Genomic DNA, 17,441 nt, shown 5'->3' on the forward strand with positions numbered 1-17,441 from the left:
CGCCATTCCGTTCGGTTCTCGACGGCCACATGGCACAGGAATTCACTCGCCTGTGCAACGCGGTCCTGCGCGCCGAGCACGGGGTGCACTTCCTGCCGATCGACGATGATCGCTCCGACCGAGGGAATGACGGCCATCTCGAATCGGAGCAGCGGATGCTCGCCATCCACTGCTTCAAGCAACCGCAGAAGCGTCTCGTCGATGCCGAGATCCGGACGAAGATGCTCGGCGATCTTCGCAAGGCCGTCGCTGCCCGTGAGCTGGGCCGGGAGGGACAGTTGGGTCGGCGCGGCGGGTTCGGCGGCACTGCCGGGTCACTTCGGCCAGGCCCGGTCCTCGACGTCGTGGCCAGGTGTCTTCGTCGGTCGGTCGCGGCTCGCCTTGCCCCAGGGCGCAGCCTCGGCCCGGATCGTCGACGGCTGCCGGGGCAGGACCGTGAGGTCCCGCCCCGGCGAGCCTCGGTCAGGAGGGCGGCAGCGTCGTGCGCACCTCCCGGGCCGCCGCGACCAGGTTTTCCAGCGAGGCGCGGACCTCGGGCCAACCGCGGGTCTTGAGGCCGCAGTCCGGGTTGACCCACAGGCGCTCGGCAGGGATGGCGGCCAGGCCCTTGCGCAGCAGGCCCACCACCTCGTCCGTGCCGGGGACGCGCGGGGAGTGGATGTCGTACACGCCGGGTCCGGCCTCGCGCGGGTAGCCGTGGGTGGCCAGTTCTCCGGCGACCTGCATGTGGGAGCGGGCCGCCTCCAGGCTGATCACGTCGGCGTCGAGATCATCGATGGCCTGCACGATGTCGCCGAACTCGGCGTAGCACATGTGCGTGTGGATCTGGGTCGCCGCGCGTACGCCCGAGGTGCTCAGCCGAAACGCCTCGGTGGCCCAGGCCAGGTACGTGGCGCGGTCCACGGCCCGCAGCGGCAACGTCTCGCGCAGGGCCGGCTCGTCCACCTGGATGACCGAACTCCCGGCCGCCTCCAGGTCGTCGACTTCGTCTCGAAGCGCGAGCGCGACCTGCCTGGCGGTTTCTCCCAGCGGCTGGTCGTCGCGAACGAACGACCACGCGAGCATGGTTACCGGTCCGGTCAGCATGCCCTTGACCGGGCGGTCGGACAACGACTGGGCGAACGAGGTCCAGCGCACGGTCATCGCTTCCGGGCGGGAGATGTCGCCGGCCAGGATCGGCGGGCGCACGTAGCGGGTGCCGTACGACTGGACCCAACCGTGTCGGGTGGCCACGTAGCCGGCGAGCTGTTCGGCGAAGTACTGGACCATGTCGTTGCGTTCGGCCTCGCCGTGCACCAGGACGTCGATGCCCGCCTTCTCCTGGAAGGCGACGACATCGCGGATCTCGGCTTCGATGCGTTCCTCGTAACCGGCACTGTCGATGCGTCCCGCGCGCAGATCGGCGCGGGCTGCGCGCAGTTCGGCGGTCTGCGGGAAGGAGCCGATGGTGGTCGTGGGCAACAACGGCAGGCCCAGGTGGGCGCGTTGGGCCGCGGCTCGCTCGGGATAGGGCTTGCTGCGGCGCGCGTCCGTGTCGGTGACCGCGGCGGCGCGGGCGCGTACGGCGGGGTCGTGGGTGAGCGCGGAGGTCCTGCGGGCGGCCAGGTCGGCCCGGTTGGCGGCGAGGTGGGGCGCGATGGTGTCGGTGCCCCGGCCGAGGCCGCGCGTCAGGGTGACGATCTCGTCGGTCTTCTGCCGGGCGAAGGCGAGCCAGCGGGCGATCTGCGGGTCGACGTCGCGTTCGGCGTCGGCGTCCAGCGGCACGTGCAACAACGAGCAGGAGGCGGCGACGTCGACCCGGTCGGCCAGGCCCAGCAGTATGCCGAGCGTGGTCAGCGACTTGCCGAGATCGTTGATCCATACGTTGCGGCCGTCCACGACACCGGCGACCAGACGTTTTCCGGGCAGCCCGCCGACCGCGGCCAGCGCGTCGAGGTTGGCGGCGGCGGCCCCGGTGAAGTCCAGCGCCAGGCCCTCGATCGGCGCCCGGGCCAGGATCGGCAGTGCCTCGCCGAGGCGGTCGAAGTACGAGGCCACCAACAGCTTGGGCCGGTCGGTGCGGCCGCCGAGATCGCGGTAGACCCGCTTGGCGGCGTTCAGTTCGGCGAAGCTGCGGTCCTGGACCAGGGCGGGCTCGTCGAGCTGCACCCACTCGGCGCCGGCGGCACGCAGGTCGGCGAGCAGCCGGGCGTACACCGGCAACAGCCGGTCCAACAGGGTCAGCGGCTCGAAGTCGGCCGCGACCCCCGGCGCGGGCTTGGCAAGCAGGAGGTAGGTGAGCGGGCCCACCAACACCGGGCGGGCGGTCAGGCCGAGCGCGACGGCCTCCTCGAACTCGGCCACCTGTTTGGCGGAGTTCGCCTCGAAGACGGTGTCCGGCCCGAGTTCGGGCACGAGGTAGTGGTAGTTCGTGTCGAACCACTTGGTCATCTCGAGCGGCGCCACGTCCTGCGTGCCACGCGCCATCGCGAAGTAGCCGTCCAGGGCGTCGACTTCGACGGCGGCGCGATGACGGGCCGGGATCGCACCCACGGCCACGCTGGTGTCGAGGACGTGGTCGTACAGCGAGAAGTCGCCGGTGGGTACCTCGTGGATGCCCGCCTGGGCGAGGCGTTCCCAGTTGGCGCGGCGCAGTTCGGCCGAGGCGTCCCGAAGCGCCTGCGCATCGATGCGGCCGGCCCAGTAGCCCTCGACGGCCTTCTTCAGTTCCCGATTCGGGCCCTGACGGGGATAGCCGTACACGGTGGCACGGGCCGCCGCGGCTGCGGACTTGGTGGTCACGGAACTCTCCTTCGCGAGCCTGTCGACAAGATCCCGGGACGGATCGCAGGCACGAAGGGAATGGCAAACCACACGGGTCACGTCGGTGTACTCCCGCACGTGTCCCACCGGTTGTCCGCCGACCCGCCCACGAGGTCACCGAGATCACCGTGCGCATCGGCGGCGCACGGGCAGTGGCAGGTCTTCGGACTCGCGGGCACATCCGCCAAGGGCGGACACCTACTGGCCGTCGCTTCCCGGACCCGAGTCGGGTCCAGTGCTGGTTGACGGCGGTCGTTCCCACTCACCGCTGCGGGGCAGTCCCGGATTCACACCGGGTTCCCTCTTACGACGCGCCTACCCGGATGGCAGGGCGAACCGACTGCGTGCGACAGCTTAGCCGGCCGAGGGCGCCCCCGGGGAGCCACCGCACGAGCCGGATGGGGCGAGCACGCGCCGAAGACGCGGACAACGGCCGGCGACGCATCGGTGGGGCCGGTGTTCGCGATCCGGTGTCGTGTTCGTTCCGACCGCCGACCGGTGGGGAGGACCCGGCGCGGCGGTGACCCTTCGCCGCGGTGCCGAAGTGCCTGGGCCGGCCGGTTTCCACCACAGGGGGAGCCCCACACTCGGGGCTCCCCGCCTGCGGCCGGCACCGGGGCCGGGTCAGGGGACGCACGGGGGAGGGGGAGCGGAGTGGTGAAGGAGGGGTTCAGCGGGAACGGGGTTCCGGCCGCGCCCCATACGGACTGCCGGGTGGCGAGCGGGTCGGGGGCGCCGCAGCCTTGAGCCGGTCCACTGTGTCCTCGAAGGTGGCCTCCTCGACGCCGGCCGCGGCCAGGGCGAGTGCGGACTGCATCGTGTTGGGCGGTTCGGGCGTCGTCGAGCTGCCGGTGGCCGGGATGAACTTGCCGCCGCTGCCGTCGCCGGCGGACCGGGAGGCCGGCCGGCGGGCACCGTAATCGGCGGCCGTGGTGGGGACGTTGGTGGCGGGGTGGCGGGGTGGCGGGGTGCCGTGGGCTGTGAGCAACCAGGCCGTCATGACCAGGGCGAGCCCGGGGGCTGTCGCCGCAATGCGAGATTTGGCGCCAATACGTGAGATATCAAGGCAAGTCGTAGTGTGCGGAGGGCTTGACGCGACGCAGCACGTTCCGCAGTCGGCGCCTGCCGGCATCGGCCTTGGGCGGGAAGCACTCGAACGGGCGGCACGCGGTCGGTTCAGTGGCCACCCTGGGTCGAGGCCCGGGTGCGCAGTTTCCATGGGTGGAGGCGGACTGTGTCGGGTGGGGTGCGGTCGGCCAGAATGTCGCACAGGAGTTCGGCGCAGGCCTGCCCATAGTCGGCGGGGCGCAAGTCCACGGCGGTGATCGGCGGGTTGCCGGTGCGGGTGGCGGTGCCGTCGACGCAGGAGGCGACGAGCAGGTCCGCGCCGGGAGTTCGACCGAGGGCGCGGGCGCCGTGCAGGACGCCGGGAGCGGCTCCGTCGGGGCCGCACACCACCGCGTCGATGTCCGGTTCCGCGGTGAGCAGGTCCCTGGCGGCTTCGGCCGCCTGCGCGGGGGTCGCCGCGAACGGGACGGTGCGTACGGTGACCGGGACGCCGTGCGGCGTTCCCCACGCGTCGGCGCTCACTCGCAGGGTTTGGGCCCACGCCGAGTCGCCCCCCGGGGCGAGCAGCGCCGGTCGCCGCGCGCCGCGTTCGCGCAGGTGGTCCAGGACCGCGGCGAGCGAGGCGGCGTTGTCGCACACCACGGCACCGATCGGGGCGCGGCTGGGGCCGAGGTAGCGCTCGCCGGTGACGACCGGGACGCCCGCGTCGAGGAGTTTCGGGACGGCCGGGTCGGAGCCGTCGGGGTCGATGACGAGGAGACCGTCGACTCGGGAGGCGACCGGTCCGGAGCTGCCCGTGGGCCCGCCGAGCAGGACGACGTCGAGCCCGTCGTGCTGGGCGCGCTCGACGGCTCCGAAGGCGAGGTCCAGGTAGTAGTCGAGCCGGGTCGCGGTCCGGGGGAGGTAGAGGCCGAGCGCCCCCGCGTCGGCGCGGCGCAGACGGCGGGCGGCGCTGTTGGGGCGGTAGCCGAGCGCCTCCGCCGTCTCGCGGACCCGGGCGCGGGTGGCCTCGGCCACGCGTCCGGAGCCTTGCAGGGCGTCCGAGGCGGTGCTCCGGGACACGCCGGCGGCGCGTGCCACGTCGATCAGGGTCACGATGCGGGCGTTCACAACCACGGAGTCTAGATGTCCGGCCCAGGGTTTGCCGGATCGATCCGGCAGCACCTAGGCTCGCCCTGTGCCGGATCGATCCGGCACGGACGTGGGATGCCGTTCGCCCGCCCGGGTTCGGGGCACGGCTTCGACCCCGCGTACCGGTTTAACGAGGCCGCCGAACCGAACCAGCCAGGAGGCACCCCGCATGACCCGCGGATTCGACGTCGTGGAGACCGGCATCGCCGACCTGCGGGTGGCGCTGGAGAAAGGCGAGACCACGGCGGTCGACCTGCTCGACGCCTATCTCGCGCGGATCGCGGCCTATGACCGGCCCGGCACCGCCACCGCGCTCAACGCGGTCGTCGTGACCAACCCGAACGCCCACGCCGACGCCGCGGCCTCCGACGCCCGCCGGGCGCGTGGCGAGAGCCTCGGCCCGCTGGACGGCATCCCGTACACGGCGAAGGACAGCTACCTCGCGAAGGGACTGACGGCGGCGGCCGGTTCGCCGGCGTTCGAACGCCTGGTCGCCCGGTGCGACGCGTTCGCCATCGAGCGACTGCGGGCCGCCGGGGCCGTGCTCATCGGGCTGACCAACATGCCGCCCATGGCCAACGGCGGCATGCAGCGCGGCGTGTACGGCCGCGCCGAAAGCCCCTACAACGCCGACTGGCTGACCAGCGCCTACGGCTCCGGATCGTCGAACGGATCGGGCACCGCGACGGCGGCGTCCTTCGGCGCGTTCGGCCTCGGGGAGGAGACCTGGTCGTCGGGCCGCGCCCCTGCCTCCAACAACGCGCTGTGCGCCTACACACCCAGCCGCGGCGTCATCTCGGTACGCGGCAACTGGCCGCTCGTACCGACCATGGACGTCGTGGTCCCGCACACCCGCACCATGGCCGACCTCCTCGAACTCCTCGACGTCGTCGTCGCCGACGACCCGCAGACCCGCGGCGACCTGTGGCGTTCCCAGCCGTGGATACCGCTGCCCGCGGCGTCCCGGATACGCCCGCTCTCCTACCCGGCCCTGGCGCCCGCGGATGCGACCGCGGCCCGCGCCGCGCTCGCCGGCCGGCGGATCGGCGTGCCCCGCATGTACATCAACGCCGACCCCGACGCCGGGACGAACCCCCGCGGCGGCATCGGCGGCCCGACCGGGCAACGCATCCGGACACGCGCGTCGGTCATCGCCCTGTGGGAGGCCGCGCGCCGCGACCTGGAGGCCGCGGGCGCCGAGGTGGTCGACGTCGACTTCCCCGCCGTGACCAACTACGAGGCCGACCGCCCCGGCGCGCCGTCGCTGCCCACCAGGGGCCTCGTCGACCCCGCGTTCCTCACCGTCGAGATCGAGGACCTTTCGGCGTGGGCGTGGGACGACTTCCTGCGCGCCAACGGCGACCCGGCACTGGCCACCCTCGCCGACGTCGACCCGGCCCGGATCTGGCCCAAGCACCCCGACGAACTGCCTGACCGCTACGTCGGGTTCGACGACACCATCGCCGACTACCCGAGGCTGGTGCGCGAGCGCCCGTACGCGTCGTTCACCGACATCCCACACCTCGAAGCGGGCCTGCACGGCCTCGAGGAGACACGCAGGGTCGATCTCGAGGCGTGGATGGACGAACTGCGCTTGGACGCGGTGGTGTTCCCCGCCGTCGCAGATGTGGGCCCGGCGGACATGGACGTCGAGGAGGCGTCCGCCGACCTCGGTTGGCGCAACGGCGTGTGGGTCGCGAACGGCAACCTGGTGCCCCGGCACCTCGGCATCCCGACCGTCACCGTGCCGATGGGCGCCATGGCGGACATCGGCATGCCCGTGGGGCTGACCTTCGCCGGCCGCGCGTACGACGACAACGCCCTGCTCGGCCTGGCCGCTGCCTTCGAGGCGACCGGGAATCGCCGCACCGAACCGCCGCGTACGCCACGCCTGGCGACCGAAATCCCGCAGTGACAGCCCGGCTTCGGTGAACCGGGATGAGCAACATCCCACGATCGGCGAGCCGGGCCCCCGAAGTTGGGGCGGCGGGAGCTGCACGTCCTCGCGACGGCTCAGGACCTTCCCGAGGCCGGCATCGACCACCACGGTCCCGAGGAGGTCTACACCCGTTACGTGAGTCACGGCCGAGAGTCGGTCGTCGGGCGGCCGGCCCAGCCCGCCCTTCGTGGACAGCGCACCCTTGCGTCGACCAAATGCGCCTCCTGGAGCTTGCGTTGATGTCGGTGCCCGTCGCGGTGAGTGAATCGCACGGGTGAGCCGTTCGATCAGCTCCGGGTCGGTGCTGTTGTCTGGGCCTCCGAGGGGCGGCCCGTGTCCCGGGCAGGCAACGCGACTTGGCCCGATGCGGGTCCGTGGTGTGCGGACCGCCCGGCACCACGACGGCCGCGACGGCCGACACGTATGCGGAAGCCGGTTCCGACACCAGGCAGCACGTGACTTGGAACCCCGCCATCACCTACCCGGGCATCGAGGTCCCTGCCGGCCCGAAGGGGAATGCGGCCCGGCAGGGGCTCTCAGGAGGGATCGGAGTCGACTTCGATGTCGTAGGACGGCGTTGTGTTGGAGCGTAGGGGGGAGTCGAGTTTGTCGACGCGGAGTATGTAGGTGCCCGGAGACAGATCGGCGATGATCTGGTAGCGGCCGGTGAAGCCGGGTTCGGTCCCGGTCCAGTAGCCGGAGCCCAGGCTGTGCTTGAGGATCCATCCGTTGGGCTGGACGATCGCCGGGTAGACCGGGCTGATCGCGCCCCTGACCAGGGCGAAGGACGCCCCGGCATGCGCTTTCGCGCCCGGTGTGGCGGTCAGCCTGAAGGAGAAGTATCGAACGTTGAACGGGAAGCCGGAGGTCAGCGGCTCGCACCCTCTGGCGGCCACGGGACCGTCGACGACGCCGAGCCGGTGGGGGTCGGTGAAGGTGCCGCTGCCGAGGAGCCTGCCGCAGTCCAGACCCTTGGTTCCGGCGGGCCGGGTGTCGCCGCCGCCGGCCGGAGTACTGCTCCTCCTGGAGGGCGTGGTTGCGACCGGCGACGGGTCGGTCTTGCGGGTGGGTGACGCGGAGGTGGTGGACGGCGACGCGGGCAGGCCGGGGGTGGGGGACAGTGTGGGTGCGCTCGGCTGCGGCACGAAGGTCACGCTCGCGGTGGGCGTTTCGGCCGCGGTCGTTTTCTCCGGCGACGAATTGTCGCACCCGCCGGCGATCGGTAACGCGCAGAGCAGCAGTATGAGCTTTCGGTGCATGGCCTTCCCCAGGAATGCTTGGCGGTCCGGGAGGACCGGCTATGGCTGATGGTCTTCTACCGTCGTTGGCTCGGAAGGAATGGCCGCCCGGCCCTTGGGGACGCTCCGGCCACTGATCGAGGACTGTGGTCACCGCTGCTCAGGGGCCTGTCGGCGGAGTATTTCTTCGGGCCGCGCAAGAGTTGGTCACCGTGAAACGGAGCGACGGGCTTGATCACGCCACACGAGCGGATATGGGTCGGCGTCGACGCCGGCAAGGGGCACCAAGGTGATCCATCCCTTTTCTCGACCCGTGGGCGCTGCGGGAATCCGCAGCGGATTCCCGTCGGCCCGTCGAGTGGGCGGCGGGCGTTCGCCGCAATGCCGCGGGATGCTACTCCCAGATTGCACCGGATTTTGTTAAGGTGGGGTATTCCGTGGAATTATTGCTCCCGGTGCGAAACGGAGCGCCTTGATCGTCGATGATCAATGTTCCCTGTTTGCCCTGATACGTCCAGTCAAGTGCGAGCTTCCAGGTGATAACGCAATCGCATGTCCGCCATTCTTTTACAGGGCTTTGTGCGTCGATTCCGAATCTTTGAGTGTCGTTCCCGGCGACTTTATAACTGAATTCTCCGCCGTCCTCTTGTTCGACGCGTGGATTTTCAGCAGCCAAGTCGATGACCATCCGGGGGCCGATAGGCAATCCGGAACCACAGCCGAGCCGGAGGGTCACGTTGGTGCCCGGGGCCAGTTTGCTCTCCTGTCGTTCGACCACGCGCATGGCTCGAAGCGTGACGTTGTAGTCGTGCTTCCCCTCGACGGTCACCACGATGGGCGTGGTGTCGCGATCGATGCCACCGAGTCCGTGGGCCCATTCGGCTGTCGGCTCGCCCGGGGGAACCGGGATGTCTCGAGGGCTTTTGCCGGGGAACAACCAGCCGTGGCACTTGTTCGGGTCCGGTGCGTAGTCCACGCTCGCGGTCAGCGGTGGTGTGTCCGCGACGCTCGCACTCGGCGGGCTCGTGGTGGAGGGTTGCATACCCGGACCGCCATTACTCGGCGGGATCGTGGCGGGACGCGGCTTCTCTGGGCCGGAGGCGACCGGTCCTGCCCCTTGGGTCCGGTTGCCCGAGCCGGTGTCGTTCTCCCGTACGGCCATGAAGACGACGACACCGACAAGTCCCATGGCCCCCAGGGCCGCCATGGCCACCAGTACAGGCGAATACACGTGCATGACGTTGTGGTTTCCGGTGACAACCGTTTTCACGTTGTTCCCCGCCGCCACGCTTCCGCCGCTCGCGTGAATGCTCGGCCGCGCGGGTGCGACCTCTGTCGGTGCGACCGAGGCCAACGCCCGATCGGGCGTTCCATCTTCTCCATCGACGCCGGCGGACTCATCGTTACGACCGGGCCGAACACTGGACCGTGTAAAGCGAAAGGTCATGCGCGGGTTTCATTCTCGAGGATATTCAAGCCGTCGCGTTTAGCCGCAGTCGCGTGACGCCGCCCCTGCTTCCCGCGACGAATGGTTGGACCGATGGGTCGGTCGTATGCGGGATCGAGATGGTGATCATGCCCGCCTCTTGCGGTCGAAGATGCCTCCCGACGAGCGCATGAAATCATACTCCGAACGGGCGCGCTTTTCAGCGCGTCGACTTGTCCGGAAGGGCGACGAACGAGAGGAGCATCTTCGCCCACACCGACGCCTGCCCAAAGCCTCTCGGTCCTCGGACGCGACGTGATCATTTTCCACAAGACGTGGCGATCGATCCTGCGTCGCCTTGGATCACTACTCGCCGGAACACCCGGCACCTGGGCTATTCCTCGCCCCCTTTCACGCACCTGTGATCAATTTCGGCAACGTCGCCGGCATTCACGATCACGTGCGATGTGTTGATGCCTACCGACCGACGTGGGAGTCCTGCACGTCCTTCCCGGCGGCGATCGAGCCGCTCCTCGCGGTGATGCCCCGCCCCACCCTCGCCCCTGGCGACCGGGCAGGGCCGGCTGTTCCCGGCCACCGTCATCGACGTCGCCACCCGCAAGGTCGTCGGCCGGGCCACCGGCGCCCCGTGTTCACGACGCGCAGGGCCCCATGCTCAGTGAATCGGTGTCCAGTGCGCGAAGGCATCCAGCATTCCGGGACGCTCGGGGTTGCCCCGGATCAGGCAACCCCATACGAGTCCGGGCACATCGTCGCGCATCAGGTTCGCGGGGCCGTCCGTCAGGGCGCGCAGGGTGGCTTCGAGGCAGGCGGAGATCGACGGGTGGACCGCCTCCGTCACCGGCTGCTCCACGATCCACCAGTCCCCGACGCCGACGTCGCCGGCATAGCGACCCTGCTCGGGTCCGGCTTCGTCCCGGGTGAGCCACGGGAGTACCCGGGCTCCGCCCCACATGTCGCCCGGCGCGCCCCACCCGAGCATGGCGAGCCTCAACTCCACCGCCCGCGCCAGGGAGCACATCACCCCGTGGGGCAGGAAAGCCCCGGAGCCGACCTCACCCTGCTCGTCATTCTCGATGTACTGGTGCTCCGCACCACCGCACAGTCGCCAAAGCGCGTCCAGTTCCACGGGCAGGCCGAACCCGAAATGCTGCTTCAGCCGGGAGTTCGCGGTGGCGATCTCCTCGTTTGTCGCGGGTGGCAGGATCGAGGCATACGAGAGGGGAGCATGCTCGGCCGGCCACGCGGTAAGGGCCCGCCAAGCCGCTGTGACCCGCTCGGCTTCGTCATTTGCTCGAACCGACATTCGGCGACGCTACAAGGCGTCATTTCGGCTTCACCACCGCCGAGGCTGGAGCCGCGGGGAAAGGAGCGAAGTGGCGCCCGGTGAAACCGGCCCTGCCTCGGCTGCGCGTCGCGCCGCTTACCGCGTTCGGCCCGCCGGCCGCCCGTGGGCGATCGGCTCGGGGTCCATGCCCGGTACGAAGTCGCCGCACGGGTGGACGCGTTCAGGCGTCGCAGGCGGGCAGTCGGCCGTGGAATTCCACCATCTCCGCGAAAACCGCGCCGATGTCGAGCGCGGCGCCCGGGGCCGCACCCTGCTCCTCGGCGAAGGCGCGATGCAGGTTGGGTACGAGCCGTTCGGAGTCGAGCAGGTGCGCGAAGGCGGTGCGGTCGCTCTCGCGGGCGACCTGGAGGGGGGTGAGGCCGGCGGCTATTCCCTCCCGCGCCAGATCCCGAATCCAGTGCAGGTAGTTCGCTGTGACGTCGAACACTTCGGGGCCGGTCGGCGGACCGTGGCCGGTGATGATCGTCCGGGCGCCCAGTGCGCGCATCCGTTCGAGGGCCGCCAGTGTTCCGGACACCGAACCCATCGGCACGAAGGGCGTCACGCCGGACATCACCAGGTCGCCGGTGATCAGCACCTCCCGCTCGGGCAACCATACGACGGTGTCGTTCGTGGTGTGTGCCGGGCCGAAATGAATCAACTCCGCCCGGATGTCGCCCACATGCAGGGTGATTCGGTCCCGATAGGTGATCACCGGAAGCGCGAGGTCGAGGTCGCCCCACGCGACGTCGGGCCACAACCGGGTGAGGTGCAGGCCGGCCGCCGCCATCTCGGTCCGGGCATCCGCGTGCCCGACGACCACGGCCTCGGGGAACACGAAGTTGCCGAACGTGTGGTCGCCGTGGAAGTGCGTGTTCACCAGGATCCGCGGCGCGGCGGGAGCCACTTCGAGGATCGCGGCCCGTAGCCGCCGGGCCCTGGCCTCGGTGGCGGCGGTGTCCACGAGCACCGACCCGTCGCGGGACACCACCAGGGCCGCGTTGTTGACGCACCACCCGCCGTGGGGTTGTACATAGGCGAAGACGCCGTCGGCGACCTCGGTGAGTCGGGCTGTCGACGGCTGTTGCCGGGTCGCTTCGGACACAACGTGCCTCCTGGCGGTCTCGGACCGATGATCGGATCGGCGGCCATGCTCGCGCCCGGGGATCGAGGATGGCTGGAGCGGCGGCCGACCACGGCCGAGGGCGTGACTGGAAAACGCCGAAAGCGGGCGGGGCGGCGGTGATCGCCGAAGGGTCGACGAATGGCGGCGGCGCAGATCTGTAATAGTGCCAACTGTTGGTACAGAGAGCAGATCGAGCAGGAGCCGACACGGGGGGGACCGGTGATTCGGATCTTACTGGCCGAGGACATGCACATGATCCGAGGAGCGTTGGTGGCGCTGCTCGGGCTGGAGGCGGATCTGTCCGTCGTGGCGGAGATCGCGGATGGTAGGGCGATTCTGCCGGCGGCGATCGAGTTGCAACCCGACGTCGCGGTCATCGACATCAACCTTCCCGGCGCCAACGGGCTGGACGCCGCGAGCCTGCTGCACGAGATGGTGCCGACTTGTCGGGTCATCGTGCTGACCGCGCTGGACCAGCCGGGCACGGTGCGCAGGGCGATGGACGCGCACGTCTGGGGCTTCCTGCCCAAGATCGCCCCGCCCTCCGAACTCGCCGCCGCCATCCGCCTGGTGGCCTCGGGGCAACGGGTGATCGACTCCCGGATTCCGCCCGGCGCGTGGGAGGCGGAGGAGCGCCCGGCCGGCAGGCGCGGCGGGGGCAGCCCGCTGACCCCACGGGAGAGCGACGTGCTGCAGATGGCCGCCGAGGGCATGAACGCGACGGAGATCGCGGGGGCGATGCATCTGTCGACGGGGACGGTGCGCAACTACCTGACCGCCACCGTCACCAAGCTCAACGCCCGCAATCGGGTGGACGCCGTGCGGATCGCTAGAGCGCGGGCTTGGATAAGCTGAGGGCCCGCAGCGGTTCGACCGGGTGTTCGGCGGTGAGCCGGAACCAGCCGTCGCCGTCGGCACCCGCGCGGAACGTGCCGCCGACCTCGTCGAGCCGGCGGCCCAGGTTGTCCAACCCGCCACCGAGGCGATGCGGCGCCCGGGCGCCCCCGTTCGTGGGGACGCCGTCGTTGGCCATCTCCAGCACGAGCCGACCCCCGGTCCGGGAGATGGTGATCCGGCAACTCCGGGCCATGCTGTGCCGCAGCACGTTGGTGACCCCCTCGCGGACCACCGTGGCCAGGACGCTGCCGGTGTCCTCGTGCAGGGGAACGCGCTCGTCGTGGATGGCCAGGTCGATGCCGGCGGTGCTCAACACCCGTCGGGCGGCGGACAGTTCCACGGCCAGGGACAACTGTCGATAGCCGTGCGCGACACAGCGCAGGTCGGCGAAGGCCTGGCGGGAGATCGCCAACACCTCCTGGAGTTCCGCGTGCGCGCCTTTGGCCTCTTTGTCGATGAGCCGGGTCACCAACTCGCACTTGAGTGTGATGGCGGCCAGGTTGTACCCCAGCAGATCGTGCAAGTCCCTTGCCACTCGCAATCGTTCGCCCTCCACCGCCAGCCGCGAGAACTCCTCTCGGGCACGCCTGACCACGACGCTCCAGGCGGCGATGCGGGTGACCCCGTACACCATCAGCGCGTTCACGGTGCACGAGAGTATGCCGATGGAGACCCCGAGCGGCCGGGGGTCGATCATCATCACCCAGCCCCCGGTGAGCGCGGTGGCGCAGCCGAAGGCGGTGACGGACCACGGTGGATTGAGCACGAGCAGCACGGCGCCGGCGAGGAAGCCCGACATGCCGGCCCAGGCGAGTCCGAGCACGCACAGCGGGCCGTAGGTGAGCAGCGCCTGGGCGGCGAGGGTCCACCCGCCGTACCGAGCACGGAGGCGGGAGCCCCACAGGGCGCAGTGCAGGCTTTGCAGCGCGAACACCAGGACGAAGGCGGTGACGTACAGCGCGATCCGGCCGGATGTGGGATGTCCGGCGAGGAGGTTCAGGAAGCCGAGGAGGCCCACCGCGGACTGCACGGTCAAAACGATGCACGCCGCGAGCCAAGGGGGTGGCTCATCCTTCGGTAAGTCGACCATGCCGTCCGCCCGATCGAATATGGATCCGAGGGGCGCAGTCAATCAGTAATCCGATCGCGTGGGATGCGGTTGTCGCGCGGGTCACAGGGCGTCCGCCGATATCGGGCCATGATCGAATCGACGGGCGGCCGGTCCCGATGGAGCCGGCGCCGCGATCGAACGGGTCCGTCAGGTCCCGCGGATGGCCTCCGGAAATAGAAGTGTGAATTCCTCATGGGTACGTGTCGAATTCACCCCCGGGAACGTGACCACGTCACTGGGCGGCGGACGTCGGTCGATGCGAGTGTCGGATCGACGTTGCCGAGACACCTCGATCGGAGGACGCCCATGGATGTCGAAGTATTGGGAGAGTTGCTGGTCCGCGAGCACGGTCAATCCATCGTGCCGAGCGCGGGCAAGCCCCGACAGATCCTCGCGCTGCTCACTCTGCACGCGGGTCGGATCGTACCCGTGGCGACGCTGATGGAGGAATTATGGGGAGATGCGGTACCGCGCAGTTCGGCCACGACGCTGCAGACATACATCATGCAACTGCGCCGGCGAATTTCCAAGGCGTTACAAAATTTCCCCGAGCGTTCCCCGAAGGATTTCCTGGCGACTTCCTTCGGCGGCTACCGAATAACGGTGCCCGCGGAGAACTGTGACTGGTCGAGATTCCGACGCTCCGCAGCCGAGGGCAGTATCGCGTTGGCGGCCGGTGATCCCCGCTCGGCGTCGGCACTTCTCACCGACGCCCTCGCCCTGTGGCGAGGGCCCGCTCTGGTCGACGTCCCGGTGGGGCGGGTACTGGGTCTGGAGATCATCCATATGGAGGAAACGCGTAGGCAAGCGCTGGAGGAACGCATAGAGGCCGATATGCAACTCGGCTACCACGCGGCCCTTCTCGGCGAGTTGCGCACGCTCGTCGTCCGGTACCCGCTGAACGAGAACCTGTGTGCCCAACTGATGATCGCGCTCTGCCGTTCGGGGAGTCCCTCGCGCGCGCTCCAGGAGTTCCGCCACCTCCGCGAGCGCCTGTATCGGGAACTCGCCGTGGAGCCGTCGGCACGGCTCCAGCGGCTGCACCAGGCCGTGCTCTGCGGCGCGCCCGAACTCGACCGCTGGGAGGCGGCCGTGCCCGCCCGGCTACCGGCGTACTGACGGTTCGCCATCGCGGTGTCAGCCGAGCTGGTCGTGGGTGATCCGACGGGAGCGGGTGTACACCCCGTCCTCCCCCACCTCCAGGACGTCGTGCACCACGCAGCTCGGGGCGATCTCCGGCTTGCCGCCCGGGCGGACGGTGACCACCAAGGCGTACACCGTGGCGGCGATGCCGCCGTCGGCCCGCAAGACCAGCGCGATGTGGTTGAACCAGTGCCTGCGCTGGACCGGGTCGCCGTCGAACCGCTTGTGGAATTCCACCAGTTCGGCGACGATCCCGGCCCGCGTGCGAGCCGGCTCGGCGGCCGGCGAGTGCTGGAAGGTGCCGTCCGGGGTGAAGGTCGCGGCGTAGTCCTCGAACCGGCCGGCGTCGAGGGCCTGCATCTGGTGCGCGTAGAAGTGCTGGACCCGCGCGTAGAGATCGGTGCGGACGGAGGTTTGGGTCATCGGGCTCTCCTTCGGTGGTTTCGGTATGTCGGGGGTGTCCCGGGACACCCCACGGCCGGTGCCGAAGGCCGGCGTCGGCCAGCCTGACCGGCCCACCTCGAAATCGGCTGGAAAGCGGGCCGTCCCGCGCTCCAGCCGGCTTCCACCTCGCCTCAAGTCGCCCGTCCCACGCTTCCCCGGGACGGCGGGACGCGTCGTGTCCCCTACGACAGCGGGATCGGAGACCCATGAGCGAGACAGGCAGCCCCGTGGCCCTGGTGACCGGCGCCACGAGCGGAATCGGCAAGGAGGTCGCGCACCGGCTGGCCGGGCTCGGCGCGCGGGTCTACCTCTGCGCCCGGGGCAAGGCCGAACTGGACGCCACGCTGGGGGAGTTGCGGAGCGCGGGCTTCGAGGCGGACGGCTCGGTGTGCGACGTCGCGCGGCCGGAGCAGATCAGGGAGTACGTGCGCGCGGCCGTCGAACGATTCGGCCCGGTCGACATCCTGGTCAACAACGCGGGCCGAAGCGGCGGCGGCGCCACCGCGGAGATCCCGGACGAGTTGTGGTTCGACGTCATCGCCACGAACCTCAACAGCGTCTTCCTGATGACCAAGGAAGTACTGACCACCGGTGGAATGCTGGCCAAGGGCCGCGGCCGGATCGTCAACATCGCCTCGACCGGCGGCAAGCAGGGTGTGGTGCACGCCGCGCCGTACTCCGCGTCCAAGCACGGCGTGGTGGGCTTCACCAAGGCACTGGGCCTGGAACTCGCCCGGTCCGGGATCACGGTCAACGCCGTGTGCCCGGGCTTCGTCGAGACGCCGATGGCCCAGGGCGTCCGCGAGCACTACGCCGGCATCTGGGGCGTCACCGAGCAGGAGGCGCACGACCGCATCACCACTCGGGTGCCGATGGGTCGCTACGTGGAGACTCGCGAGGTGGCCGCGATGGTCGAGTACCTCGTCGGCGACGACGCCGCCGCGGTGACCGCGCAGGCGCTGAACGTCTGCGGCGGGTTGGGCAACTACTGATGTCCGCCGAAACGCGAGTGGCGCTGGTGACGGGTTCCTCCTCCGGGATCGGGGCGGCGATCGCGCGGCGGCTGGGCGCCGAGGGCATCCGGGTCGTGGTCAACTCCGCGCGTTCGGTGGAGGCCGGCGAGAAGGTCGCGGCCGCCCTGCCGGACGCGGTGTACATCCGGGCGGACGTGTCCGTCCCGGCGCAGGCGCGGGAGTTGGTGGAGGCGTCCGTGGCGCACTTCGGCCGACTCGACCTGCTGGTCAACAACGCCGGGGTCACGCGGGTGATCCCGCACGCCGACCTGGCGGCGGTGACCCCCGAGGTGTGGCGGGAGATCCTCGGGCTCAACGTGCTCGGCACCTGGCAGACCACCGTGGCCGCCGTACCGCATCTCATCGCGTCGGGTGACGGGGCGGTGATCAACATCTCCTCCGTCGCCGGCCGCCGGGCCGTGGGCAGTTCGATCCCGTACGCGGTGAGCAAGGCGGCGATCGAGCACATGACCGTGCTGCTCGCCGGGGCGGTCGGCCCGCACGTGCGCGTGAACGCGGTGGCTCCCGGGCTGATCGCCACGCCGTGGACGCGGGACAGCGACTTCTTCGCGCCGATCGCCGAGAAGGTCCGCCAGAGCACCCCGCTGGGCCGGGTCGGCCTGCCGGAGGACGTCGCCGAGGCGGTGATCGGTCTGGCCAATGCCGCGTACACGACCGGCCATGTGCTGTCCGTGGACGGCGGCGCCCACCTGATCTGACCTGCTCCGACCCGACCTGACCTGACCGATCCTTCG

Annotated in this window: 14 protein-coding genes and 1 riboswitch; of the genes, 5 read left to right on the top strand and 9 right to left on the bottom strand. The window is 70.2% G+C overall.

Translation table 11 applies throughout. From position 1 onward, the window contains the following. Positions 1-462: 462 nt before the first annotated feature. From metE to ABZ374_RS03940, 3 genes are all read right to left on the bottom strand, one after another. Complete coding sequence (metE, locus tag ABZ374_RS03930; protein WP_360305816.1) at positions 463-2,781, bottom strand: 5-methyltetrahydropteroyltriglutamate--homocysteine S-methyltransferase; 2,319 nt, start codon at positions 2,779-2,781, stop codon at positions 463-465. A 175-nt stretch (positions 2,782-2,956) separates the two neighbouring features. Continuing rightward, positions 2,957-3,122: riboswitch (cobalamin riboswitch) on the bottom strand. Positions 3,123-3,472: 350 nt separating this feature from the next. After that, positions 3,473-3,790 (bottom strand): hypothetical protein, encoded by a 318-nt coding sequence (locus ABZ374_RS03935; RefSeq protein WP_360305818.1) that lies wholly within the window; start codon positions 3,788-3,790, stop codon positions 3,473-3,475. 188 nt (positions 3,791-3,978) lie between these two features. After that, positions 3,979-4,980 (bottom strand): LacI family DNA-binding transcriptional regulator, encoded by a 1,002-nt coding sequence (locus ABZ374_RS03940; protein WP_360305820.1) that lies wholly within the window; start codon positions 4,978-4,980, stop codon positions 3,979-3,981. Positions 4,981-5,170: 190 nt separating this feature from the next. Here ABZ374_RS03940 and ABZ374_RS03945 point away from each other — a divergent pair, with 190 nt between their 5' ends. Beyond that, positions 5,171-6,916: an amidase gene (locus tag ABZ374_RS03945; protein ID WP_360305822.1), complete on the top strand. Its 1,746-nt coding sequence runs from the start codon at positions 5,171-5,173 to the stop codon at positions 6,914-6,916. Between the two features lie 560 nt (positions 6,917-7,476). Here the strand turns inward: ABZ374_RS03945 and ABZ374_RS03950 are convergent. The 4 genes from ABZ374_RS03950 to ABZ374_RS03965 form a co-directional block, all read right to left on the bottom strand. Then, positions 7,477-8,199, bottom strand: coding sequence for a hypothetical protein (locus ABZ374_RS03950; protein ID WP_360305824.1), 723 nt, complete (start codon positions 8,197-8,199; stop codon positions 7,477-7,479). 373 nt (positions 8,200-8,572) lie between these two features. After that, positions 8,573-9,625 (bottom strand): hypothetical protein, encoded by a 1,053-nt coding sequence (locus ABZ374_RS03955; protein ID WP_360305825.1) that lies wholly within the window; start codon positions 9,623-9,625, stop codon positions 8,573-8,575. Positions 9,626-10,280: 655 nt separating this feature from the next. Continuing rightward, positions 10,281-10,931 (bottom strand): hypothetical protein, encoded by a 651-nt coding sequence (locus ABZ374_RS03960; RefSeq protein WP_360305827.1) that lies wholly within the window; start codon positions 10,929-10,931, stop codon positions 10,281-10,283. Between the two features lie 202 nt (positions 10,932-11,133). Next, on the bottom strand, positions 11,134-12,057 hold the full coding sequence (locus tag ABZ374_RS03965; protein ID WP_360305829.1) for an MBL fold metallo-hydrolase: 924 nt from the start codon (positions 12,055-12,057) through the stop codon (positions 11,134-11,136). 240 nt (positions 12,058-12,297) lie between these two features. Here ABZ374_RS03965 and ABZ374_RS03970 point away from each other — a divergent pair, with 240 nt between their 5' ends. Next, on the top strand, positions 12,298-12,933 hold the full coding sequence (locus tag ABZ374_RS03970; protein WP_360305831.1) for a response regulator transcription factor: 636 nt from the start codon (positions 12,298-12,300) through the stop codon (positions 12,931-12,933). Here the strand turns inward: ABZ374_RS03970 and ABZ374_RS03975 are convergent. Beyond that, positions 12,908-14,005 (bottom strand): histidine kinase, encoded by a 1,098-nt coding sequence (locus ABZ374_RS03975; RefSeq protein WP_360305833.1) that lies wholly within the window; start codon positions 14,003-14,005, stop codon positions 12,908-12,910. The two genes, ABZ374_RS03970 and ABZ374_RS03975, sit on opposite strands and share 26 nt — an antisense overlap. A 387-nt stretch (positions 14,006-14,392) precedes the next feature. On the opposite strand from ABZ374_RS03975, the gene ABZ374_RS03980 reads away from it, so the two are divergent. Further along, entirely contained in the window at positions 14,393-15,205 is an 813-nt protein-coding gene (locus tag ABZ374_RS03980; protein ID WP_360305835.1) for an AfsR/SARP family transcriptional regulator, read from the top strand. Between the two features lie 18 nt (positions 15,206-15,223). Here ABZ374_RS03980 and ABZ374_RS03985 read toward each other — a convergent pair whose 3' ends face one another. Continuing rightward, entirely contained in the window at positions 15,224-15,652 is a 429-nt protein-coding gene (locus tag ABZ374_RS03985) for a nuclear transport factor 2 family protein (RefSeq protein ID WP_360305837.1), read from the bottom strand. Between the two features lie 227 nt (positions 15,653-15,879). Here ABZ374_RS03985 and ABZ374_RS03990 point away from each other — a divergent pair, with 227 nt between their 5' ends. Together ABZ374_RS03990 and ABZ374_RS03995 are read left to right on the top strand one after the other, a co-directional pair. Then, positions 15,880-16,665, top strand: a complete 786-nt coding sequence (locus ABZ374_RS03990; RefSeq protein ID WP_360305839.1) for an SDR family NAD(P)-dependent oxidoreductase — start codon at positions 15,880-15,882, stop codon at positions 16,663-16,665. Further along, on the top strand, positions 16,665-17,405 hold the full coding sequence (locus ABZ374_RS03995; protein WP_360305841.1) for an SDR family oxidoreductase: 741 nt from the start codon (positions 16,665-16,667) through the stop codon (positions 17,403-17,405). Before ABZ374_RS03990 ends, ABZ374_RS03995 begins: the two co-directional genes overlap by 1 nt. Positions 17,406-17,441 lie beyond the last annotated feature (36 nt).

Origin of the sequence: Embleya sp. NPDC005971 (assembly GCF_040629175.1) — a bacterium.
GTDB lineage: Bacteria > Actinomycetota > Actinomycetes > Streptomycetales > Streptomycetaceae > Embleya.

Coding starts and splice junctions, on each gene's coding strand:
- ABZ374_RS03945 (WP_360305822.1), top strand. CDS start 5,171: ATGACCCGCGGATTCGACGTCGTGGAGACCGGCATCGCCGACCTGCGG.
- ABZ374_RS03950 (WP_360305824.1), bottom strand. CDS start 8,199: ATGCACCGAAAGCTCATACTGCTGCTCTGCGCGTTACCGATCGCCGGC.
- ABZ374_RS03955 (WP_360305825.1), bottom strand. CDS start 9,625: ATGACCTTTCGCTTTACACGGTCCAGTGTTCGGCCCGGTCGTAACGAT.
- ABZ374_RS03960 (WP_360305827.1), bottom strand. CDS start 10,931: ATGTCGGTTCGAGCAAATGACGAAGCCGAGCGGGTCACAGCGGCTTGG.
- ABZ374_RS03980 (WP_360305835.1), top strand. CDS start 14,393: ATGGATGTCGAAGTATTGGGAGAGTTGCTGGTCCGCGAGCACGGTCAA.
- ABZ374_RS03985 (WP_360305837.1), bottom strand. CDS start 15,652: ATGACCCAAACCTCCGTCCGCACCGATCTCTACGCGCGGGTCCAGCAC.
- ABZ374_RS03990 (WP_360305839.1), top strand. CDS start 15,880: ATGAGCGAGACAGGCAGCCCCGTGGCCCTGGTGACCGGCGCCACGAGC.
- ABZ374_RS03995 (WP_360305841.1), top strand. CDS start 16,665: ATGTCCGCCGAAACGCGAGTGGCGCTGGTGACGGGTTCCTCCTCCGGG.